We start from the raw sequence: 24641 nt of genomic DNA on the forward strand, positions 1-24641 counted from the left end.
TGCCTCAGCAGGGACAGGTAGCCACATTGTAAATAGTATCAATGAGTTACAATGTGGCTTATCCCGAACTGGGGTTAGGTAATATGAATGCTGGCGAAACGAAAGACATTACTTATCGCGTCCTTATTGGCTCATCGGCATTAGGCGGTGACGGTATCAACCGTGCGACCGCCGTTGCTACTACTGAGCAAGGTCAGAGCCTCATATCACGAGAAGCGCAGTGGAAGATTGAGGTTGAGCGCGGTGTCATGAACACTGACGGCATCATCATTGGGAAGGTTTACCATGACATCAACCGTGACGGCATCCAACAAAAAGAAGATGGTGAGCTTGGTGTTGCAGGCGTGCGCATCTATATGGAAAACGGCAACTTCGTCGTTACCGATCCTGAAGGTAAATATAACTTCTATGGCGTCAGTGCAAAAACTCACGTCCTAAAAGTTGACCGCACCACTATTCCTAACGCTACCGAAATGGTGACTCAAAGCAATCGCAATGCGGGCGATGGGAGTAGCCGTTTCGTTGATTTAAAATATGGCGAGCTACATCGTGCGGACTTTGGCATCGTTGGCGGGATGGGCGATAGCACTGAGCGCTTAAATGCAGAGCTGGTCGCGCGCAGCAAATCTGTCAGTGCTAAAAATGACAGTTTAGAGCAAGCGGCAAAAACCGAGTTGGTGTTAGAGCCTGATTATAACCGCGATAATAAAGACAATGTCGATGCAAGTGGCTGTAAATCTAACGACGTCTTAGATGCCGGTATCCAGTGTGACTCCGCCATCGTCAATGAGATGGTCAAGCCAACTGCGAATCGTGTCGATATGGCAGTGACGACTATTGCGCCGCCGGTAGAAGAAGAGCTTGAAGAGTACTTAAAAGAGGTTTCTAACAATGATGTTGCCTTTATTAATCTTAGCGAAGGACAGCAGCTCAGCACCTACAAGCAAATGGTGCAAGTACAAGCGCCACTAGGTTCTAACTTTACCCTATATACCAATGGTAAAGCGGTGTCAGCCGAGCAAATCGGCAAAACCGCTGAGCAAGAAAAGCAAAAGGTGACGGCGTTTGATTATTATGCCGTTGATTTACAACGTGGCAATAATACCTTACGCGGTGTCGCGACTGACATTAATGGTAAAGTCATCTCCGAGCAGACCATTAAAGTATTGACGCCCGATAACCTACAAACCATTAATTATCGCACCCAAAAGCAATTGGTTGCCGCAGACGGTGTTAGCGAATATCAAGTCGTCATTAGCCTAAAAGACCGTGACGGTCGCCCTTATATTGCCTCAACGCCGATTACGATTGACACCAATATCGGGCGTATCAACCTTAGCGATAGCAGTAAAGATCAAGCTGGTACCCAAGTCACCGTCTCTGGCGGCGAGCTGCTAATACCCATCACCGCCCCAAGTGTACCGGGTAAAGGTGAGCTAATCATTAACACCGGCAGCAGCAAGCAAGTGATTCCGCTACAGTTTACCGCTCAACTGCGCCCTCTTATCGCGGTCGGTATCGTCGAGGGTGCCATCTCGCTTAAAAACTTTGATGGCAGCAATATTACCGATGCCCAAGGTGCCTTTGAGCAAGAACTGCGTGAAATCGCTGGTAACGACGACTATTCAGCAACGGGTCGCGCGGCGATGTTCCTAAAAGGTAAGGTACGCGGTGATTACTTACTGACACTAGCTTATGACAGCGATAAAAAAGGCGAGCGCCTATTCCGTGATATAGAGCCGGGTGAATACTATCCTGTCTATGGCGATTCTTCTGCTAAAGGTTTCGACGCCCAGTCAACCAGCAAGCTTTATGTGCGCGTCGATAAAGGTCGCTCATTTGCGATGTATGGCGATTTAAAAACCCAAATTGATAATGATGAAGGTATCAAGCTTGGACAATACAACCGTACTTTAACAGGTTTAAAATCGCAGTTTGAAGATAATAACACTCGCATCACCGCGTTTGCCGCTGAAACCAGTACCTCACAGCGCGTCAACGAGACTCGCGGTCTTGGTATTTCAGGTCCCTATCCACTTGCCAATGATTTCGACGCCATATTAGAAAATTCAGAAACCATCGAAGTCATCACCCGTGACGCCAACAACCCAGGTCGTATCGTGCGTCGTGAGACCTTGACGCGCTTTGCTGATTATGAAATCGACCCTATTAGCCGCAGCTTATATCTAAAGTCACCGATTGCTAGCCAAGATATCGATGGCAATCCTATCTACCTACGCGTGACCGTCGAAGTCGATGAAGGCGGCGAGAAATATTGGGTTGGCGGTCTCGCTGCCAAGCAGCAATTGACCGATAAAGTCGCGATCGGTGGCAGTTATATCAATAGCGATGATCCACTGAATAAAGAAGAACTTGCCAGCGTCAATACGGTCGTTAAATTTAATGATAAGCTAAAGCTGGTCGCAGAATACGCTAAAAACAAAGCAGAAAACCCAAACGCTCAGCCAAGTGATCAGATTAATGCTGAAAAGCTAGACGGTAAAGAGACCGAAGGTGATGCGCTGCGTATCGAGCTTGACTATGATGATAAGAAAAACACCCGCGCTAAAGCTTATTATAATGATACCGACGAAGGTTTCGTTACTGGTGCTTCGCCGCAAACGGCTGGCCGCACTGAATCTGGCATTGAAGTCACCCATACGTTAAATGAGAAAAAAACCGCGCTTAAATTGGAAGGTGTGCGTACAGAAGACCATACCACCGAAGCCAGTCGCCAAGGTGTCCAAGCCAGTATTGAACAGCGTTTAAGTCAAAATATTGTTGGCGAGATTGGCGTACGTTACTATAAGCAAGAGGCCACTGCCGCCTCACGCAATACCCAAGCGGCAACCGATGTCTTAGATACTACTAACGATACCATCTTTAATGACGACATTATTAATCAATCAGCGCTTAATGGTGTAAGTAGTGCTGAAAAAGACATCGAGGGCACCACTGCCCGCGCCCGTCTTACCGCGCGTTTGCCAAAGCTCAATAACTCATTGGTCTTTGCTGAGTATGAGCAAGATATCGAGCATAGCTCGCGCAATGCCACTTCTATCGGTGGCGAAACGGCGCTTGGCAACTTAGGTCGTTTATACGCCCGCCATGATCTAATTAATAGCTTGTCAGGCAGCTACGGTTTAGACGACTCTGAAGAGCGCCAACGTACTGTTATCGGCTTTGATGCCACTTATATGAAAGATGGCACAGTCTATAGTGAATACCGTATGCGTGATGCGATCAGCGCCCGCGAAGCTGAAGCCGCTATTGGGCTAAAGAATAAATGGTATGTTCAAAAAGGTTTGACACTTAACACTTTGTTCGAGCGTGTCGAATCGTTAGAAGGTGAAAAAGACAGTACTGCGACTGCAGCCGGTGTTGGCGTTGAATACATTGCTAATGAAAACTATAAAGCCTCAGGGCGTCTAGAAAAACGCTGGGGCGATACCAGTGATACGCTACTCGCTAGCGCAGGCGCCGCTTATCGCTATAGTGATGAAATTACCTTATTAGCTAAGGATATCTATTCACAAGTTGATTACGATGATGGTCATCGTACCATCAATCGTTTTCAGCTAGGCGCCGCTTACCGCGATTATGATAGCAATACGCTCGATATGCTTGCCAAGCTTGAATACCGCTTAGATGATAATGCAACCGGCAACGATCCATATCAAAAAGATACTGTTGTCTGGTCATGGAGTGGTAACTATCATCCAACGCGCCCATTAACGCTATCAGGGCATTATGCCGGTAAATATACGGAATATGACGCTCAAGGAATTGCTAGCGATAATACTGCACACGCTGTGTATGCACGCGGATTGTATGATATCAGCGAGCGCTGGGATATCGGTTTGCAAGCAGGTACGTATTGGAATAAGCAAGCGGACGATTTATCTTACTTGGTTGGCGCCGAAGTTGGCTATAGCCCGATGACCAACCTTTGGTTGTCGCTTGGCTACAACTTTATGGGCTTTGAAGATGAAGATATTGCCTATGACGATACGACGATAGAAGGTGCTTACTTTAGATTACGCTTCAAGTTTGACGAAGACTTATTCAAACGCGAAGATTCACGTAAAAATAAGCCGCTCAGCGCCCGTTCTACGTTATAATTCCTCCTAGTTGTCATTTATTTTCATTGTCGTAAGCCATGCTTACGGCAATTTTGTATTAACGGGTCGATACTTTTTATCCTATGATAACCAACCCATTTAAATACAAACCTCTAATACTTATTACCTTACTATAAGGTTGTTCTTATGCCTCGCACTAGCATTCAAGCCACTGGCTATAAAAAACCTTTATATACTGTCTTATCAGCTGCGTTACTATTGTCAGCGGTTTCTTGTGTATCAACTACAAGTCTTACGCCAAAAGAGAATACATTAAAGACAGCAGATTACTGTCGCAGCAGCAACGATACTAAAACTCTAGCACCTTCTAAATCACAAAGCGTACAGCAGCGTGCTATGGATTGCATGCTGAACGAATTACAAACTTATCAACAAAAAAACATGAGCGCGCGGCAACAATACTTTGCTTACAAAGCCCAAGCTTGGCTAAACTATGCAAATCATAAAGACAGTATGAATAGTCGCTCAGACGTTGGTGTGGAAGCTGCCCAAACGGCAGAAAATATCTTGCAAGCGTTAAAAAATGATAAGGTTGAAGAGCTTGCACTTATTGAAGACATTCCGTCTACTTCTGCGCTCATGCGACCTGATTTATGGGCAACGTTAAGCGCTCTTAAAGATAGTGGCGGTATCGATAGCGCGCCACGCGAAATCGCCTTTAGCGAAGTGTCATTAATATGGGCAGCTACCGACCAGTGTGAGCGTGGCGCGAAATCATCAAACAGTCACTTTCGGATGGCAGACCGCTGGCTTGAGCAAGCGCGCGAGGCATTTGTAAATACTCATGACTCAAAAGCGAACGTCGCTTTAGAAGCGCTTATCGTGCGTTATTATGAAGAATACGCTCCTTTAGATTCAAGCGATGACATTTGTAACGGCCAAGTGCTACCGACAATCAATAAAAATCAAGCACCTTATTAAAAGACTAAACGATTAATAAGCCCTCATAAAGACGCGTAAAAAAAAGCCGACATCAAGTCGGCTTTTTTGTGGAAAGTCTAATAAAAATTAGCTGTTTTTACGCGGTAGTTTCTCTGGTAAGTAGCAGCGCAGATAGGCGATAGACGCGGTATTGGCTTCTTGCAAATACTTATCAGTAATGCTTTGATGACGGCGATAAGAAACCGTAAAGATGGCATTAATAATGCTAAAGGTAATCAATAATACATCTTGAATATCTTCGAATTTTGGCATCTCATAACGCTCTGATAAGCGCTTATAAACCAATTGCACCACTTGATTGTCCATATGCTCACCATAGCTGTCCCCTTCAAAATCAGGCGTATTGGTGTCATAAATCAATTTGGCTTTGGTTTGATCTTCATCAAATATTTGTACACAGCGCTCAATCAACGCGGTCAAGTACGCTTGCCATCTGTCATAATCAACCGTTTCAACCGTTGTCAGCACTTCTAAAATATCGATGGCATTTAAAAAACGCAGTGCTAAAAATATCGCTTCGATATTAGGGAAGAAATGATAAGCAGAAGCTCTTGGAATACCCGCTTCTTCGCAGACAGCTGCCAAAGTGATGTCGTTAATTGCTTGAGTTTCACTCAATTTTTTCGCGCCCATCAATAGTTTTTGACGGCGTGCGCGGCCTTGTTGACTGGTAAATTTGAATTTATTTGGCACCAGCTTCTTTGCCAGCTCAGAATCTACCAGTACATCTTCAATCTTGTCTTCTTTATTTTCAATCATCATAAATCTCTTAAGGTTACGCCCTAACTTTATATAGTCTTCATCAGATAGTACTTGTCCTAAATCGAAGGACTATTTTCTATCAACCGGTAATTTGGACCAATAGCACCGCTACTATACTAAAATGAAGCAGCATGATAAACGCTTGTAAACTATCAAGCAAGGGACATGAATAGGTTAAAAAATAACTCACTAATTACTAAGTAAACAGGGTTAATTGTGAAGTTTAATTTTCGCTCTTATAATACCATGATCGATGACTCTATCGGCATAATCCCACTTTAAATGGTCATTAAAATAGTCAACTCGTTCAACCTGACCAAGCGAAAACTTACTATCAGGTAAAAACTCTTCTGAAACAAACAGCTGATCAATCACTTCAGGCATACCTTGATAAATATGGGTATAAGCAACATCTTTCATCCAGCCATAACGTGCTTGAATACGAGCGGCGTCAAATAACGCGACATCGCGCATACTTTTATCATAATTGACTTCGCCTGTTTCACTCATCAGTTGGGTGGTCACGCTACCGGTGACATCGTTCATATCGCCTAATAAAATCAGTGGCTCACGCGTATGATGCAGGCGCTCAATAATAGACATACGGATAGAGGCAGCTTCTGCGGCGCGCATACACAAACTACGCAGCTTGGCACGAACGCGTATATTTGGATCGTCCATATCCTCTAGTAACTGACCATTTTCATCGCGTAGGAAAAAAGCACGTTTGCTTTTTAAATGCGCGGTGACAATCGTAATCGGTTGTCCAAAGGCATTGACTCGTAATACAAGCGGCGGACGATTAAAGCGCTGATAAAGACCGATATCAGGAATATCAATGACCGCTTTTGGTTCTACCTGTTCTAACAAAGTGTTTTCTAACTGCTCAAAACGCGTAATAATTCCGACAGCTGGCGTATGTTGCGCGCCTTTGCCTTGGGTATAAGGACTGGCCTTATCATTACTTGCCAGCGGAATAACCACATGCTCAGGTTTGAATCCTAACCCTACTGCCAGTGCTTCAAGCGCCTGACTGTCCCATACTTCTTGTACGGCTATAATATCAGCATGGGCCTTTGCCAGTAAGTCGGTAATGCCGTGCAGCTTATGCTGGTATTCGTTATCGCTATAAGCCGGCGCGTTTTCATAATAAATTCGATTAGGGTTAGCAAAATTAAGTAAATTGGCCGTTGCTATATAAAATTGCTTAGGGCTATTGTCTTCAGCGTTATTAACCATGAATTACCTATTATTATTTATTATTATTATTTTTATTTTTAATAATTGTCTTTTTTACGAGTAACTGTTTTTGATGATTGTCTTTGTTTAATAATGGCTATTTCTAAAATAACCTTTTACCACTCTATATTCATACATAATAATATACATTAAAAAAGCCTCCAAAGACATCTTTGGAAGCTTTAAAATAACATAAAACTGACTATATTTATGAGTTAGCAGAGCCAGTTCTACAATCAAACTAACTCTAGTAATGAAGGAGTAAGTTTTCTTATCCTTTGCTGACTTATATTAAATACCTCATTAGTTAAACTTAACTTATATGTTTAGCAAAAAGCAGTTCAACAAAACGTAACTTATCCTTCATTTTTTAAGGCTAACCTGACTTATAGCCAGTATCTATGAACTCATCGCTTTATTACGATACACGGTTCCATGCGTCACGTGAGGCACGGCGTGCTTCATTCCACTCTAGGCGCGACTCACCTTTCACTTCATGCCATGAGCGCTCTAAGTCTGATTCATGGTCTTCAAAACGAGCACCAGCTGGATAACGAGCACGATTTGCATAACCTACTGCATACGCTGGGTGTAAATCGCGGTCAAAGTCGTGACCTTCACGGTAATAATCGGCATTGGCATGTTCTGCGCGCCAGTAAGCTTCTTCACGAGTAGGATCAATCGCTTCTGCTGCTGCATGACCTACGCCGCCACCAACGATAGCACCAATAGCTCCGCCAATTAAAGTACCTAATGGGCCTGCCATTGTACCAATTGCCGCGCCTGCTGCTGCCCCGCCAACACCACCAATACCAGTACCAATTGGATGTGAACCTGGCTCACCTGTAATTGGATCGGCGTTTAAATCTTCTCTGCTTTCCTTCGTCATATGCTTAACGGCAGTACGGTCAATAGCATCATGGTCATTGATGATATTGTCGTTTTCATGACCGACAACTCTATTGCCATTAATATCACGGTCAGTGCCTGCTAAGCGGCGATCGTTATCATCGATAATACGTTCTCTGTCGCCCACTTCAACATAATCATCATTCACTACGCGGTTATTAGGGTCGGTAATACGTCCATCGTTATTCATAATATTATCCTTAAATTATTTGTTATATATTAGATTTATTGTTCACTCATTTATAAAGCGTTAAATTTAACAAACTATGCAATATTAGAATTAACCAATAAAAATAATTGCTAAAAATTACCTCTTATAAATCAGCAGTATTGCTTAATTTATCTAAAGTATAGGAACTTATGGATAATGACCGATACACAGATTATGTAAACTATGTCCAAATTACGATTGCCTTGCGTTACAGCCTGTATCTTTATCACTATTTTGTAGGGCAGCAGAGTATTTTGAGTAATTTATAAGCGTCTATTCACTAATGCCTTAATTTTTCATTTAAATATTTATAAGACTTTTAGCGCTCTATCAATCGCTTGTTGCCACTTATCAAGATGCTGTTCACGCCTATCTGCAGACATCTCAGGCTCAAAGATGCGATCAATCTGCCACGAGGCTTGTATCGTAGTCTCATCGTATAGACCGGTTTTTAATCCCGCTAATAAAGCTGCACCTTTAGCGGTAATCTCTGTGTCTTTAGGGCGTAGCACCGGTACGCCTAACAAGTCGGCTTGAAACTGCATGAGCAAGTCGTTATTCGCCGCACCACCATCTACTCTTAATTCAGTCAAAGGGTGCGGGCTGTCTTTTTGCATGGCAATCAGCACATCGTAAGTTTGATAGGCAATGGCCTCGAGAGCCGCGCGGGCAATATGGGCTTTGGTCGTGCCACGGCTCATACCGGTAATACTGGCATTGATATCTGAGCGCCAATAAGGCGCCGCAAGCCCTGTAAATGCTGGCAGTAATACCACCTCCTCACTACTATCTACTTGCCGCGCTAAATGCTCAACCTCACTGCTTTGTTGAATCATGCCAAGATTGTCACGCAACCACTGCACGATAGCGCCCGCCATAAACACACTGCCCTCTAAGGCATAAGTGACTTCTCTTTTGGGCGGCTGTAGCAAGCGTCTGCCAGACTGCACGATTTGATCAAAGGATAGATTGTCTGGGCGGGTTGGCGTTGATTTGCGTTGCCAAGCAATGGTCGTCAGTAACTTATGCTCGCTCAGTTTTGGCTCTTTACCAATATTCATCAGCATAAAACAGCCGGTGCCATAGGTGTTTTTAGCCATCCCTGCATTGAGGCAACCTTGCCCAAACAGCGCCGCTTGCTGGTCACCTAATACCGCCTGAATGGGAATTTGTTTAGCAAACAGTCCTTTTTTGGTTTTACCAAAATCGCCATCAGACGGTAGTACCTTGGGCAATATGTTCATCGGTATCCCAAAGCAGGTACATAGCTCCTCCGACCATACCAGTTTATGGACATCATATAATAAGGTACGACAAGCATTGGTGACGTCAATGACATGCTCGCCACCGGTCAATTTATAAATAAGCCAGCTGTCTATAGTACCGACCGCGATTTCGCCTTTATTAGCGCGCACCCTTAATTTGGGATCGTTTTCTAACAACCATGCAATTTTACTGGCGCTAAAATATGGATCCAAACGCAAGCCTGTAAGACGTTGAATCTCACTGGCCATATCATCATGGCTGTTATCCGTCTTAGCGCTTGGGCTTTTCGCAGCAAGCGTTTTACAATAGCTGGCAGTACGGCGGTCTTGCCAAATAATGGCCGGCGCTAAAGGTTTGCCCGTTTGCTTATCCCACATCACGATAGACTCACGCTGATTGGTAATTGCAATACTGGTGACATCGGTGGCTAGCAGCCCTGCTTGATTAATCACATCATGAGCACAGCTAATCTGCGTTTGCCAGATCTGCTGCGCGTCTTGCTCAACAAAACTTGCCTGCGGAGTTTTTAAAGTCGTCGGCTGCTGGGCCATTTTAATCGGGCGGGCATGGTCGTCATACAATATTGCGCGGCTCGACGTCGTACCTTGATCTAGCGCTAAAATATATCCTGCCATTACTCGCATCCTATTTTATATAATGTTATTTTTTATCGGCTAATTTTTATCTGGTTTTATCACTGATTTATAAACCAATTCATAAATAATGCTATTATCTAGCTTGAAGCTAGACACTTAACATAAAACTGGTGTCCATTCAACGCAAAATAAGCGAATAGTGAGCATTGACCCGTCACCATTGTGCCACTACAGTGTACGCTTTGTTATGAATAACCAATTTTTGCTTTCTATTAATGGTCTATAATATTGCCCTGTTTGACTACCTGCTAGAAATTTTGCGCTTTAAACACTTTGCATTCTAATTAATGGCTTATGTGACTTATGAAATTTGCTTTATCGACTCTGTCTACTGCGGTGATGACGGTTACGCTCATGGGCTTAGCCGCGTCTCACTCCGCAAACGCCAATGATGATATTAACACGCCCCAAAATGAAGTAGCGCCCGTTGTCGTGACGCAAATTGTTGACGCGGATACGCCAAGCAGCCTGCAAGACAGTAGTGGTATTAAAAACAGTGTTCAAGAAAACGGCACTCAAATAACTCACACTCAAACTGATAAAAACCTTGCGCAAAAAAGCATCATAAAAAATAAAGCCGCGCCGATAGAAACACAGCCAGTTAAAGCTGAGTCAAATGGTCATTTAACCACCCTTATCGATCCTATTACCCATAAAAGCATTGAAAATAGCTATCCTTTAGAAGTATCGAGTCTGCTTAGTCTTGAGCAAGCGCAAAATATTTTATTGCAAGTTTCACCAAAAATCGCCGCCAATCAAGCCGCGATTGCTGCCAGTGAATATGAAACCGATGCCTTAAAAACCATCGACCACCCGTTAGTATTTGCGCGCGCCTCCGCCACTGCTTATAACTTGGACGCCGATGTTGATTTATCGTCAATTAAAAACGGTATTATCAACGATGTGAATAGTAGTATTGATGGTATCGACCCGCCGATAGACATAGAAAATTTGCCAGACTTTGGTGAATTGGTCGGTGACCGTATCCCAGATACTTACGATTTGAAACGTTCGGGTTCAACGACGGGCGCAGGCCTTGGCGTGGTATGGCCTATTTATACCGCTGGACGCACAGCGGCATTGACAGGCGCTTCCACTGCTCGCACCCAAGAAGCCGTTGCTGATAGCATACTAGATACCAACGAGCTGTATAACACCTTAGTTGAGCGTTATTTTAAGGCACAGTTGGCGATTATTGCCGCTTATTTACGTGACGATGCTTATGATACGGTGCAGCAAGTTGACCATATGGCGCAGCGTCTGCTTGAAGAAGGCTTTATCTCCCGTGTCGATCGCTTAGAAGCCCAGTCGGCGCTTGCTGATGCAAAAAGCGAATCGGTCAATGCTAATAATGATGCGCGTCTGGCAATGATGGCGCTGCAGCGTCTATTGCGTACCGATTATCGTATCAAACCCAGCACGCCTTTATTTGTCTCAAGCCGTCCTCTGCCTGATGTGAATTACTTTCAAGACTTAGCACTGAATAATCATCCAGGTTTGCAAAAAGTTGCCGCCAAACGAGCGCAAGCGCAGCAGCTGCATGCGCTATCTGATACGGGTTACAAACCTACGGTCATGCTTTATGGTTATAGCCAAGTTGAAAAAGACCCCAGTTGGGTCGCTGGTATTTCAGCCAGCTGGAAGCTTTGGGGCGGGCTAGATAAAAAGGCGTCTTTAGCTTCCAGTAACGCCAAAATACGCCAAGCAGATTTGTCAGAGATAGAAGTCAGTGACAACCTGTTATTATTGGTCGAAAAAAACTGGCACGATGTCAATAACGCTCAGTCGCGCTATCAAGCCTTACAAAGTAATGTGGATTTGGCAGCAGAGGTATTGCGCTTACGTCAACTTGGGCTACAAGAAGGCCTGAATACGCCCATCGATGTGGTACAAGCTCAGACACAATACCTCAAAGCGCGCACCGAGCAAGCGCAGGCAGCAAATACTTATGTCCAGTCGCTTGCCGCCTTGATGCAAAGCTGCGGTACGCCGCTTGCTTTTAATGCTTACTTGAACGCCGCTGATATTCGTCTACCAACCCTATATGACAAGTAGCTTATTTAGTACACCGTATTCAACAATCATATGAATTGCCAAGATTAAATAACGCCAATACTATTCTGCTTATTATCGACTTTATCGCTTTAGGAATCTCACTGTCATGACTGAATCTAATAACGAATCAGGCGACTCACGCAAACTACCTGCTACAGACCAAGCTACTGAAACAAACCGCAGTCATCATGAGCAAACGCCCGTTGATACTGATGCGATTAATGGTACTAAACCGACTGAATCCGGCTTTGATAATACTGATAGCGTCGATAGCACTAATAGAATCGACAGCACTGATAGTGACCAAGAACAAGCGGTGCCGCCTTATAAACGCGAGCCAGTAAAATCAGATAAATCGGCTGGGATTAAAAAGGCGATTTTGGTACTTCTTGTGCTGCTTATATTAGGGGCAATTGCTTATGGTTTGTATAAAAGCAATCAACACAATGCGCCTGAAGTCATCACCTTACAAGGTCAAATGCAAATGCAGCAAACGTCTATTGCGGCAAAAGTGCCGGGGCGTATTGCACAAATCATGGTCACAGAAGGCGATGCGGTGACAGTCGGTCAGCAGCTTATTGAAATGGACTCACCTGAAATTAACGCTAAAATCAATCAGGCGCGCGCTGGCAAGCAAATGGCGCAAAGCCAGCTTGATAAAGCAGAAAACGGCGCCCGCCCACAAGAAATTGCCCAAGCAAAAGCGGCTTGGCAAGCCAATAAAGCGGCGTCTGATTTGGCAGAAAATACTTATCAGCGCGTCAATCGTCTTTATGAAGAAGGTCTGATGGCACGGCAAAAGCGCGATGAAGCTTATGCGCAATATCTAGCGACTCAAGATAAGACAGAAGCGGCGCGCTTGCAGTATGATTTGGCAAAAGAAGGCGCTCGCAGTGAGGATAAATCTGCCGCAACCGCCCAAGTTGCCCAAGTCGATGCGCAACTAGAAGAAGCATTGGTCGCTAAAGAAGAAGCCAATCTAAAAAGTCCGATTGCCGGTATCGTGGATAATGTCATCGTCAACGCGGGCGAAGTCATTGGGCAAGGTGTGCCTATCCTAACTTTGGTTAATACCGACGATCAATGGGTAGTACTAAACGTCACTGAAACCTACCTAAACCAGTTTGCCATAGGGCAGCGTTTTATGGGTACGATTCCTGCTTTATCCTCGCCTGAAAAGCCTTATACCAAGCAGTTTACCGTTTATGCAACCTCAACCTTATCTGACTTTGCTACTTGGCGTCCGACCAACAACAACGATGGCTTTGATGTGCGCACCTTTGAAGTTAAAGCGCGACCATCTGCTCCTGATAGACGTATCCGCTCGGGGATGAGCGTGGTTGTCAATATCAATCCAGCCCTTGCCAATCAGACCAAAGAGTAAACCATGCGCCTGACTGAGCAAAACGGGCAACGCGGCGGATTAATCGGCGCCTTTATACGTAGTGCTGGATACGAGCGCCGGTTTTTAGCCAAAAATCCGTGGGATTTAAGCATGGTGGTCTGGATACCGCTTGCGACCGTGCTCTTGATTTGGTGGATTTTTTCACAAATACAAATCACCGACTTGCCCATCGGCGTCGTGGATAACGATCGTGGTCCTGTTGCCAATACTGCGGTGCGTTATTTGGAAGCCAACCCAAACCTGACGGTCAGACAGCTTTATCACTCGCCAGCAGCAGTAGAAGCAGCGCTCCTGCAACGTGATATCTATGCGGTGGTTATTATTCCAGAGGATTTCTCGCGCAACATCTCATCGAGTAAACCGGCGCCGATTGTATTGCAAGTAAATGCCCAATACGGTACTCATTCCGGCATCATCCAAACCAGTGTCCAATCGGTGACTGGTACACTATCGGCAGGCGTTGAAATACAGCGTTTAGTCAAAAAAGGCATGGCCCCATCACAAGCGGCGATTGCTTACTCGCCCATTGGCATTCAGCGCATCAGTTTGTTTAACGCAGCAACCGACTATCAACAGTTTTTAGCATCAACCGTTATCCCAGCACTGCTGCATATTTTAGCCATGGTCATTGGCGCGACGACCATTGGGCGTGAATTGCGCGATAAGAAAATCGGTATTTGGTATGACTTTGTTAATGGTGGTCAGCCTGATTTAACCACTATTAAAGACAATGAGATTCAAGGTAGCCAAAATAAAGACCGTCAGACCACGGCCGTTTCAGTCTTAACTGAAGATAATCAAACACTCATTGAAGATACTACGCCAAGAAAAGCTAGTGTATCAGTTTTGCTTTTTGGTTTATTGGGTAAGTACTTTTGGCCCATGCTGGCTTATAGCTTATGGTCAGTTTTAGCGTTATGGCTCGCCACGCCGCAGCAAGCGGTTGCTATCAGCTCAATCATTGCGACTTATATCGGCCTTGTATTGCTAATGATGTTGTCATTTTGGCTGGGTGCGATATTTACCTTAACCTCATTTTCGTTACGCATGGGTTTATCGTCAACCGGATTTATCTCAGCGCCTTCTTATGCCTTTGCTGGGGTAACATTTCCCTATATCGCCATCAGTAAAAACGCTCAGCATTGGTCGGATGCCCTACCACTGACCCATTACCTTAAGCTGCATATAGCGCAATTACAAATGCAAGCGCCGGTTGCCATCTCATTACCCATCGTCTATGGACTGACGCTTGCAACGATTGTCACTATGTTTTTAGCCGCCTTATTGAGCAAGCGCGTGCTCGCACATCCTGAACGCTGGGGAGCCCGCTAATGGTTATGACACCAAAAGAACCTTTATCTCAAGAAAACCTCATAGCAACAAAAAATCAGCCTTCTAGTGCTATGTTAGAGGCAAAAAGTCATTCGCCAGCGCAAAGCTTTTTCGGCAGTTTTTTGCAAACTATCAAAGACGTCTTTTCTGATAAAGGCGTGCTACTACTGCTCATGATTGCGCCAATTATTTATGGCTTCTTTTATCCTTGGCCCTATTCAACCGAAGTGGTCAACCATGTGCCCGTTGGTATTGTCGATCAAGACAATACTAATCTGTCTCAAACCATCGTTCGTTATGCCAGTGCCAGCCCGCAGCTCGATACCAAGCGTTTTTTAAATGAGCAAGACGCTCAAGAAGCGATATGGTCCGATGACATCGCTGGATATATGATTATTCCAAGCGGACTTGAGCAGCAAGTCCTATCTGGCAAAGCAGCGAGCGTCAGCGTATTAGGCAATGGGGGTTATTTTCTGTTAAATAAAAACGTTCAAATGGGTTTTTTGCAGGCGGTCAGTACGGTTTCAGCGGGCGTTGAGATTAAAAAAAGCGTGGCGCAAGGGGCGTATTCTGCAACCGCAGCGGCAAATACCCAAGCGGTACCGTTAAGAATCATCCCTTTATATAATCAAACCGAAGGCTATGGCGCTTATGTGGTGCCAGCAGTCGCTATTCTTATTCTGCAACAAACCCTGTTGATGTCGACAGCGATGTTAATTGGCACCTGGTATGAGCAGCGTCGTCATACTGCCAGTATTCGCGGCTGGCTTGGCCGTATTGCAGCGCTCAGTATGTTCAGCTTTATCATCGGCTGTTTTTATTATGGTTGGACCTTTGAGCTGCACCATTATCCACGTGGTCAAAACATGCTTGGCAGCTTGTTATTTCTGCTGCTGTTTTGCCCGACAGTCGCCACGCTTGGCTGTGTGTTTGGGCTCTGGTTCCGTCAGCGTGAGCGCAGTATACAAATCTTGATTTTTAGCTCGCTACCGATGTTTTTTGTCAGCGGATATCCATGGCCTGCCAATCAATTACCAGAATTTTTACAAATCATTCGCTGGGTCATACCGACGACGCCTGGTATCAATACCTCTGTTCAGCTCAATCAAATGGGCGCGAGTGTGGCGCAAGTCGCAACTGGCTTTTATGCATTAGCAGGATTGTGGGCGTTTTACTTTTTATTACTGCTACTTTTCCGCTGGTGTACCAGCCAAAGCAAAACCGCCTTTTAGCATAAAAATATATGGATAGTATTGGCATTTATGCTATAAAAAACACCTCAAAAAAAGCGCCTACTCAAGAAGCAGGCGCTTTTTTATTTGTTTGACTTGATGGTGTTTGGTTTAAAAAACGCGATTTAAACCATTGAGAGCGGCGACGCGATAGGCTTCTGCCATCGTTGGATAGTTAAAAGTTGTGTTCACAAAATACTCAAGGGTATTGTTGCATTTCATGACCGCCTGACCAATGTGGATAATCTCTGAGGCATGATTACCATAGCAATGAATGCCTAAAATCTCAAGCGTCTCACGGTGGAACAAAATCTTTAACACGCCCGAACGCTCACCAATGATTTGCGCTCGTGCCAGATGTTTAAAGAACGCCTGCCCGACTTCATAAGGGACTTTTTCATCGGTCAGCTCTTGCTCAGTTTTACCGATACAAGAAATCTCAGGGATGGTATAGATACCTGTTGGCACGCTTGATACTGGCTCGGCATCGCTATCGCCAACCATAAACGCTGCGGCACAGCGTCCTTGATCGTAGGCCGCTGATGCCAATGAAGGCCAGCCAATGACGTCACCAGCAGCATAGATATTTTCGACGGCAGTACAATAGGTATCATCTACTTTTAGCTGACCCCGACTATTGGCTTCCAGCCCAATGGACTCTAAGTTTAAGCCTTCGGTGTTACCCGAACGCCCATTTGACCAAAGAATGGCATCTGATTTGATGCGCTTACCGCTTTTTAGATGCAAGACCACGTAATCATCGTGAGTTTCAAGGTGGTCAATCTCTTCATTACTACGAATCAAGACGCCAAACTGTCTAAAGTCATGAGCGATGGCATCACTAATTTCGCTGTCTAGATAATTGAGCAATTGATTTTGGTTATTAATTAAGTCAACTTTATAGCCAAGACCAGTAAAGATAGAGGCATACTCACAACCAATAACGCCTGCGCCATAAATGATGATTTTTTTGACCACATAATCCATTTGCAAGATTTTATCAGAGTCAAACACACGCGGATGGTCAAAGTCTAAAATATCAGGACGATAAGGACGGCTTCCAACGGTAATAATGGCTTTATTAAAGGTCACGGTTTCAAAGACGCCGTCGTCCTTTTCGACACTCAAGGTATGCGCATCAACAAAGCTTGCCCAACCATGAATCACATCAATACGGTTGCGCTCATAAAAACGGGTGTGGGTGCTTACTTGATTACGGATTACGCGGCGCGCATTAGCGAGCACGCGGTTTAGAGGTACTTGCTGATACTCCATCGCCTTGGTAAACATAGGATCGCGGCGAAAGTTAATCAAGTTAAAGACCGATTGACGCAAGGCTTTACTTGGAATCGTGCCCACATGAGTCGAGTTACCACCAACCTGTTCACGCGGATCAATCACCGCAACTTTTTTGCCGGCCTTGGTCAGCTTCATCGCCGCCGCTTCACCAGCAGGCCCTGCGCCTAGAACAACGGCGTCATATTCATACTTATGCTTATCACCTTTGATGCGCTGCGAGTCTTTGGTAAAAGGGGTTTTAATATCGATGCGGATATCATCAAGCGGATTGACCAAGTCAGGGTGATGCATGATATCTTCAGTGACTTGCTCATGGGTTTGCTCAATTTTTGCTTTTTTAGTTTTGCCTTCAGTATGCTCAGGGTTCGGCGCGCGGCCGCTTTCTTTATTAGACACCTCGGTATGAATGTCTTTACCCGTGTCATTGGTCGCGTCGCTTATCGGTTTGCTTCCCATCGTATCCTCTTTTATTAATTTATAAATCTGTGTATTTTTTAGACTATGAATGTCTACAAGTAACGATCAAGTTAGACTCATAGCGCTAAAGCGTGCCTACCATACGTGCTGATAGGATATTTTGCAATATTGGCGACAGTTACGTTATCGCCATAGACGTTATTCTTTATACGCTGTTGCTTAATCCCTTTAGCCGATACGGCGTTTAAGTCCCGTCATCTGCAAGATACGTGTGGCAATCTCTTCAACAGACATCTCAGAGACATCGAGACTTGGAATCCCTTGCGAGATATAAATCCCCTGTATGGCGCGCTGTTCTTGCTGACATTGCTGATAGCTTGAATAACGGCTACCCGCTCGGCGTTCTTGGCGGATTTTTACCAAGCGATCGGTATCGATTAACAAGCCAAATAACTTGTGCTTATGCTCACGTAAGGCTTTTGGCAATTGATTGTCATTTAAATCTTCTTCGGTTAACGGATAGTTTGCCGCTCGAATACCAAATTGTAGCGCCAAATACAGTGAGGTTGGGGTTTTACCAGAACGCGAAACGCCGATAAGAATAATATCCGCGGCATGATAATGACGAGTACGTGCGCCATCATCGTTATCTAGGGCAAAATGCACGGCATCGATACGTTCTTTATAGGTTTCAGAGTCGACGTTATCGTGGGCATGGCCCGAATGCGCGTCCGGCTCAACACCTGTCTCTTCTGCGACTCGGCCGATTAGCCCTTCATACATATCCAGATTACAGCTATGCGCTGAGTTAATTTTTTCTCGAATTTCAGGGCTAACAATGGTATCGAACACCAAGGGCAGTAACCCATCACGTTGGTAGGCCATATTGATTTGTTCGACCGCTTCTTCGGCGCGCTCTAAGCTATCGACATAAGGCAACACCCGAGTCTCAAAAGGTACAGAGGCAAATTGACTTAAAATGGCGCGTCCAAGGGTTTCTGCGGTAATCGCCGTCCCATCAGAGATAAAAAACGCCGTTCTGATATTTTGGTCGTTATCTACTTGCAACGCTTGTTTGTTTTGAATGGTCGGCTTGGCGGCTTCTGGCGGATTATTTACAAACATAACGTGAACACCTTGGTTAAGATCTCAATAGGCGCTTTTATTTAGCGCAGAAAATCTGTAGCGGTTAGTTTATTGTGCCCTATATTATACGCACAATAGCTGTCTAATAGAAATCAATGTTACAGGCGTACACTTAGTAAGTACGATGTAATAAGGATATCTATTAAGAGTATTTATGCATCTATAGTATTGCTATAAAGGAAGGTTTCTTATCAGCAAATTTTTTCTCTAGAAACCAGTTATATTTTACTCTTTGTTATATTCTAACAAACAAATATTGAGTTTTGACCGCGCAAATATGTAGCAATCGCCACAATTTGTATATTTTTGACGATTTATTTGGTTCTAGGTATCGAAATTATCCAAATATAGGGGTATAATCGACCGTTATAATCTTTACTAAATAACCTTATTTTCTGGAGTTATCATGGCAGCGCAATCTACAGCACTTGTAATCAATCTTGATCAGCTAGGAAAAGATGACATTGAGATGGTTGGCGGCAAGAATGCCTCGCTTGGCGAGATGATCAGCCATTTATCTGATTTGGGTGTCAGCGTTCCAGGTGGCTTTGCGACCACTTCAAATGCGTTCAATCGCTTTTTGACAGAAACAGGCTTACTCGACAAAATCAACAACGAGCTTAAAACGCTTGATGTGAATGATGTTAATAAGCTTGCTGAGACTGGTAAAAAAATCCGTACTTGGATTATTGAGCAAGAGCTGCCAAGCGACCTTGAGCAAGAAGTGCGCCAGTCGTTTGAAACCATGAGTGGCGGCGAAGACATCGCGGTTGCGGTACGTTCTTCTGCCACGGCTGAAGATTTGCCAGATGCGTCATTTGCCGGTCAACAAGAAACTTTCTTGAACATTCGCGGCATTGATAACGTCCTGATTGCTATTAAAGAAGTATTCGCCTCTTTATATAATGATCGCGCGATTTCTTATCGTGTGCATAAAGGTTTTGAGCACGAAGGCGTTGCCCTATCTGCTGCTGTACAGCGCATGGTACGTTCAGAAACTGGCGCTGCTGGCGTGATGTTCACCCTAGATACGGAAAGTGGCTTTGATCAAGTGGTCTTTATCACCTCAAGCTACGGTCTAGGTGAAATGGTTGTGCAAGGTGCAGTCAACCCTGACGAATTCTATATCTCTAAAAAATTGCTTGAAAATGGCAAGCCTGCGGTCATTCGCCGTAATCTAGGCAGCAAGCATAAGAAAATGATTTATGGTGATGAAGGCAGCACTACTAAGTCTGTCAAAACCGTCGATGTCGAAAAACAAGACCGCATGCAGTTCTCTTTAACCACTGAAGAGCTAAACTCACTTGCCAAACAAGCCATGACTATTGAAAAGCATTATGGTCAAGCGATGGATATCGAGTGGGCAAAAGACGGCGACAGCGGTGAAATCTTTATCGTCCAAGCACGTCCAGAAACCGTTAAGAGCCGCCAAGACAGCAATGTCATGGAGCGTTATATCATCAATACTGGCGATGCTAAAATCCTATGTGAAGGTCGTTCAATCGGTCAACGCATCGGCGCTGGTAAAGTACGTATCGTTAGCAATTTAAACGAGATGGACAAAGTTCAAGACGGCGACGTCTTAGTATCAGACATGACCGATCCGGATTGGGAGCCCGTCATGAAGCGTGCTTCTGCGATTATCACCAACCGTGGTGGTCGTACTTGTCACGCGGCTATTATTGCTCGTGAGCTTGGCGTTCCAGCTATCGTTGGCTGTGGTAATGCCACTGAATTATTGGTTGATGGTCAAGACGTCACTGTTTCTTGTGCTGAAGGTGATACTGGCTTTATCTATGAAGGTCAGATTGATTTTGAAGTACAGACCAACTCTGTTGAATCTATGCCAGAGCTTGCATTCAAAGTCATGATGAACGTGGGTAACCCAGATCGTGCCTTCTCATTTACCCAAATGCCAAACGAAGGTATCGGTCTTGCGCGTTTAGAGTTCATCATCAACCGTATGATTGGTGTGCATCCAAAAGCGCTACTAAATATGAACAGCTTGCCACGTGAAATCGCCCAAGCGATCAATGAGCGTATCGCCGGTTATGCCTCACCAGTCGATTTCTATGTCGATAAATTGGTCGAAGGTATCTCAACCCTAGCCGTTGCCTTTATGGATCAGCCAGTTATCGTGCGTATGTCTGATTTTAAATCAAACGAATATGCCAACTTGCTCGGCGGTAAATTATACGAGCCATCAGAAGAAAACCCAATGCTAGGTTTCCGCGGTGCCAGTCGCTATGTGTCTGACAACTTCCGTGACTGCTTCGAGCTTGAGTGTAAAGCACTAAAACGCGTCCGTGATGAGATGGGCTTGACCAACGTTGAGATTATGATTCCATTCGTTCGTACCGTTGGCGAAGCAAAAGAGGTCATCGAGCTACTCGCGAAAAACGGTCTAAAACGTGGCGAAAATGGTCTGCGCGTCATCATGATGTGTGAGCTACCAACCAACGCGCTATTAGCAGAAGATTTCCTAGAGCACTTCGATGGTTTCTCAATCGGTTCAAACGACTTGACTCAGTTAACGCTAGGTCTTGACCGTGACTCAGGTATCGTCTCACATCTATTTGATGAGCGTGATCCTGCGGTTAAGAAGCTATTATCTATGGCGATTGAAGCTTGTAACAAAGCAGGCAAATACATTGGTATTTGCGGTCAAGGTCCATCAGATCATCCAGATCTTGCTTTTTGGCTCATGGAACAAGGCATCAACTCAGTGTCACTAAACCCTGACTCAGTGTTAGATACTTGGTTCTTCTTAGCTGGCGAAGAAACGAAATAAGACGTAACGATACGTCACAGCGTTAATTGACAGAGTCATTTAATATACTAACATTAGGGTCTATTTGATTTTTTCAAATAGACCCTAATATAATGTATTAGCGAAAGTGGCTTGAAAAAGTGACTTAAGATATGACTAACTATGTAGGCAATTATGCAGATTTTCCTTGCTCGAAATAACGTACAAGCGGGTCCATACACGTTGGATCAGCTCAATATTATGCTCGCCTCAGGTGAAGTGGTATTAGATGATTTGATGTGGCATGAAGGCCTAGATCAGTGGCAGCGTGTTGGTAATTTAACCAATAATCAGACTTATTATCGTCCTGCTCCTATAGTGTCGGCAGATGATAATGACTCTATTATCAATAACGTCACTATCTTCCCAGAAGATTCTGCTAGTAGCACCTCTAAAGATGACAAAGCGGTATCGCTAGACAGATTGTATGGTAAGCCTGAACGTCCAGCAGACAATGCTAAAAATACCAATCTGGACATGACCACCAATCGTCAATATACGCCCAATAAAAATGTATCATTGAATAAGTCTGCTACAGTAAAAGCTGCCTCGCCTAAAGATAAAGTCGTCGGTAATGTCGTCCTTGCGCCGATTATGTCGCGGGTGTTAGCGACCGCAATCAATGGTTTGCTCTATGTATTAGCAATTTTACCGCTGGTCATGGCATTAACCAAAATGGATGTGGACTATACCAAATTTCAAAACATCCAAGATATGGATGCCGCGTATCAGTATTCCATGACCTTGATGGAAAGTATTCCTAGCAGCACTTTGATGATGTCACAAGTGATGGTGTTTGGTTTGTTTGCGCTGCAGCTAGTATTTATTACCTTGCGTGGACAATCACTTGGTAAGCTGATTACTGGTATTCGCGTCGTTGACCAAACCACCCACCGCTTGCCTTCTTTTAGCAAGCTTATTGGCATGCGTACGCTACTACTGTTTATTATTTACAACTTATTATTTTCATTTACTAGCTTTTTGGGTTTTGTGGTTATTATTGTTCATTATTATATGGCTTCAAAAAGTCCTGAAAACATTGGTTGGCATGACAAACTGGCTAAAACCTTAGTAGTGAAAGCCGATCATAGCCAATTGGTCAAACAACCCAAGGCAAAATAATGGGTTTATAAGTTTATTATAAAAACGATTGTTATAAATATCATAAGGTTATATGAAAAAGTGGCGTTTATACGCTGCTTTTTTATTGAAGAATTTATATTTACGTCTTTTATTATTTATTGACAGACGCTCAGTGATTAACCTTTGTGTTAAAGGCTGAGTACTGTTATAATACGGCGCTTTATAAACTAAGCTTATTACTATTGTTTTTGCAAAATTCGATAAGATTTGGGCTTACCTTATAAATCTCCTTGCTATTAACATAGGGTTAATAGCTACTAATCCGTAAGGAGTCATAATGCGACATTACGAACTGGTGTTACTTGTACACCCAGACCAAAGCGACCAAGTGGTCGGCATGGTTGAACGCTATATCAAGTTGGTTCAAGACAACGGCGGTACGATCCATCGTCTAGAAGATTGGGGTCGTCGTCAATTGGCTTACCCAATTAACAAAATTCACAAAGCTCACTACGTTCTTTTCAACGTTGAAACTGACGGTGAGACTTTGGCTGAACTTGAAGAATTATTCCGTTATAACGACGCGATCATTCGTAGTCTAGTTATGCGCCGTGACGAAGCTGTCACTGAAGAGTCGCAGTTAGCCAAGAATGCCGATGAAAAACGCGCACGCAAAGCAACGACTCGTCGTCCAGACAATCGTGAAAACGACGACAACGACAACAGTGAAGACTAATTAAAGGAGAATACTCATGGCACGTTTCTATCGCCGTCGCAAATTCTGCCGTTTCACTGCTGAAGGCATCACTCACATCGATTATAAAGATGTTGAATTGCTAAAACAGTACATCAGTGATAATGGTAAAATCGTACCAAGCCGCATCACCGGTACATCTACTAAATATCAGCGTCAGCTAGCCACTGCTATCAAGCAAGCTCGCTATCTTGCGCTACTTCCGTATACTGACAACCATCAGTAATTTAACCGTTAACTAGGAATGACTCATGCAAATTATTTTGTTACAGCGTATCGTCAACCTTGGTAAACTCGGTGAAACTGTCGATGTGAAACCAGGTTACGGACGTAACTTTCTTATCCCTCAGGGCAAAGCACTACCTGCAACTAAAGCAAACATTGAAAAGTTCGAAGCACGCCGTGCTGAGCTTGAAGCTGAAGAAGCAAAAGAAGTAGCGGTTGCTCAAGAACGTGCTGACGCGTTAACGGACGTTAATGTTATCATGCGCGCTAAATCAGGTGACGAAGGCAAGCTATTTGGCTCTATCGGTACTCGCGATATCGCTGAAGCATTGACTAACTCAGGTCTAGAAGTTGACCGTGCTGAAATCAAGCTACCTGAAGGTACACTACGTCAAGTGGGCGAATACAATGTTGATATTCAACTACACCATGACGTAACTGCTAGCATCTTAGTAACCATTCTTTCTGAAGATGGCGACAACGAAGATGCCGCTGAAGAAGTTGAAGACGACAACGAAGATTACTCAGAAGAGTAATTTTTGGTGGTAGTGTAAACTTACTACCCGTCTAAGAAAGCCAGTAACGTCATGTTGCTGGCTTTTTTATTTCTAAAATTTGCTAAATGCTATCTCATTAATACTTACATTGACATACTCCCGCCACTTTCGACAAGCTCAAGCGGGGGATTCTAAAAGCAAAAGCTCTTAGGCGACTTTCTCACGACCGTCGCAAGTTTTCTGCTTCAACGGGCGACCTT

Annotated in this window: 17 protein-coding genes; 11 read left to right on the plus strand and 6 right to left on the minus strand. The window is 44.2% G+C overall.

Features of this window, described 5'->3' with window-relative positions; translation table 11 throughout:
* Positions 1–41 precede the first annotated feature (41 nt).
* Positions 42–4121 carry an SdrD B-like domain-containing protein gene (locus H9653_RS10680; protein WP_225211727.1) on the plus strand — a complete coding sequence of 1360 codons (4080 nt, stop codon included), beginning with the start codon at positions 42–44 and terminating at the stop codon, positions 4119–4121.
* A gap of 147 nt (positions 4122–4268) precedes the next feature.
* Positions 4269–5063, plus strand: a complete 795-nt coding sequence (locus H9653_RS10685; protein ID WP_191692353.1) for a hypothetical protein — start codon at positions 4269–4271, stop codon at positions 5061–5063.
* A gap of 87 nt (positions 5064–5150) precedes the next feature.
* Here the strand turns inward: H9653_RS10685 and H9653_RS10690 are convergent, their stop codons facing one another.
* From H9653_RS10690 to glpK, 4 genes are all read right to left on the minus strand, one after another.
* Complete coding sequence (locus tag H9653_RS10690; protein WP_191692360.1) at positions 5151–5843, minus strand: TetR/AcrR family transcriptional regulator; 693 nt, start codon at positions 5841–5843, stop codon at positions 5151–5153.
* Positions 5844–6056: 213 nt separating this feature from the next.
* A complete protein-coding gene (locus H9653_RS10695; protein ID WP_191692354.1) occupies positions 6057–7085 on the minus strand; it encodes an endonuclease/exonuclease/phosphatase family protein in 1029 nt (342 codons plus the stop codon).
* Positions 7086–7503: 418 nt separating this feature from the next.
* Complete coding sequence (locus H9653_RS10700) at positions 7504–7974, minus strand: glycine zipper domain-containing protein (RefSeq protein ID WP_225211729.1); 471 nt, start codon at positions 7972–7974, stop codon at positions 7504–7506.
* 539 nt (positions 7975–8513) lie between these two features.
* Positions 8514–10106 carry a glycerol kinase GlpK gene (gene glpK, locus H9653_RS10705; protein WP_068404840.1) on the minus strand — a complete coding sequence of 531 codons (1593 nt, stop codon included), beginning with the start codon at positions 10104–10106 and terminating at the stop codon, positions 8514–8516.
* 324 nt (positions 10107–10430) lie between these two features.
* Here glpK and H9653_RS10710 point away from each other — a divergent pair, with 324 nt between their 5' ends.
* From H9653_RS10710 to H9653_RS10725, 4 genes are all read left to right on the plus strand, one after another.
* Positions 10431–12182 carry a TolC family protein gene (locus H9653_RS10710; RefSeq protein ID WP_191692355.1) on the plus strand — a complete coding sequence of 584 codons (1752 nt, stop codon included), beginning with the start codon at positions 10431–10433 and terminating at the stop codon, positions 12180–12182.
* A 106-nt stretch (positions 12183–12288) separates the two neighbouring features.
* Positions 12289–13566: an HlyD family secretion protein gene (locus H9653_RS10715; RefSeq protein ID WP_191692356.1), complete on the plus strand. Its 1278-nt coding sequence runs from the start codon at positions 12289–12291 to the stop codon at positions 13564–13566.
* Between the two features lie 3 nt (positions 13567–13569).
* Positions 13570–14919, plus strand: coding sequence for an ABC transporter permease (locus H9653_RS10720; RefSeq protein WP_191692357.1), 1350 nt, complete (start codon positions 13570–13572; stop codon positions 14917–14919).
* A gap of 71 nt (positions 14920–14990) precedes the next feature.
* Complete coding sequence (locus tag H9653_RS10725; RefSeq protein ID WP_191692361.1) at positions 14991–16151, plus strand: ABC transporter permease; 1161 nt, start codon at positions 14991–14993, stop codon at positions 16149–16151.
* A gap of 111 nt (positions 16152–16262) precedes the next feature.
* Here the strand turns inward: H9653_RS10725 and sthA are convergent, their stop codons facing one another.
* Together sthA and ppsR are read right to left on the minus strand one after the other, a co-directional pair.
* The gene (gene sthA, locus H9653_RS10730; RefSeq protein WP_191692358.1) at positions 16263–17906 is read right to left on the minus strand and encodes a Si-specific NAD(P)(+) transhydrogenase; all 1644 of its coding nucleotides are present in this window, start codon (positions 17904–17906) and stop codon (positions 16263–16265) included.
* Positions 17907–18095: 189 nt separating this feature from the next.
* Entirely contained in the window at positions 18096–18992 is an 897-nt protein-coding gene (gene ppsR / locus H9653_RS10735; protein ID WP_068404832.1) for a posphoenolpyruvate synthetase regulatory kinase/phosphorylase PpsR, read from the minus strand.
* A 427-nt stretch (positions 18993–19419) separates the two neighbouring features.
* Here ppsR and ppsA point away from each other — a divergent pair, with 427 nt between their 5' ends.
* The 5 genes from ppsA (at position 19420) to rplI (ending at position 24420) form a co-directional block, all read left to right on the plus strand.
* Positions 19420–21804, plus strand: a complete 2385-nt coding sequence (ppsA, locus tag H9653_RS10740) for a phosphoenolpyruvate synthase (protein ID WP_191692359.1) — start codon at positions 19420–19422, stop codon at positions 21802–21804.
* Positions 21805–21957: 153 nt separating this feature from the next.
* The gene (locus tag H9653_RS10745) at positions 21958–22944 is read left to right on the plus strand and encodes an RDD family protein (protein WP_225211728.1); all 987 of its coding nucleotides are present in this window, start codon (positions 21958–21960) and stop codon (positions 22942–22944) included.
* Positions 22945–23242: 298 nt separating this feature from the next.
* On the plus strand, positions 23243–23641 hold the full coding sequence (rpsF, locus tag H9653_RS10750) for a 30S ribosomal protein S6 (protein ID WP_068404828.1): 399 nt from the start codon (positions 23243–23245) through the stop codon (positions 23639–23641).
* Between the two features lie 16 nt (positions 23642–23657).
* A complete protein-coding gene (rpsR, locus tag H9653_RS10755; protein ID WP_068404827.1) occupies positions 23658–23885 on the plus strand; it encodes a 30S ribosomal protein S18 in 228 nt (75 codons plus the stop codon).
* A 25-nt stretch (positions 23886–23910) separates the two neighbouring features.
* Entirely contained in the window at positions 23911–24420 is a 510-nt protein-coding gene (rplI, locus tag H9653_RS10760; RefSeq protein ID WP_068404825.1) for a 50S ribosomal protein L9, read from the plus strand.
* Positions 24421–24641: the final 221 nt, after the last annotated feature.

The organism is Psychrobacter communis (genome assembly GCF_014836505.1).
Lineage (GTDB): Bacteria > Pseudomonadota > Gammaproteobacteria > Pseudomonadales > Moraxellaceae > Psychrobacter > Psychrobacter faecalis.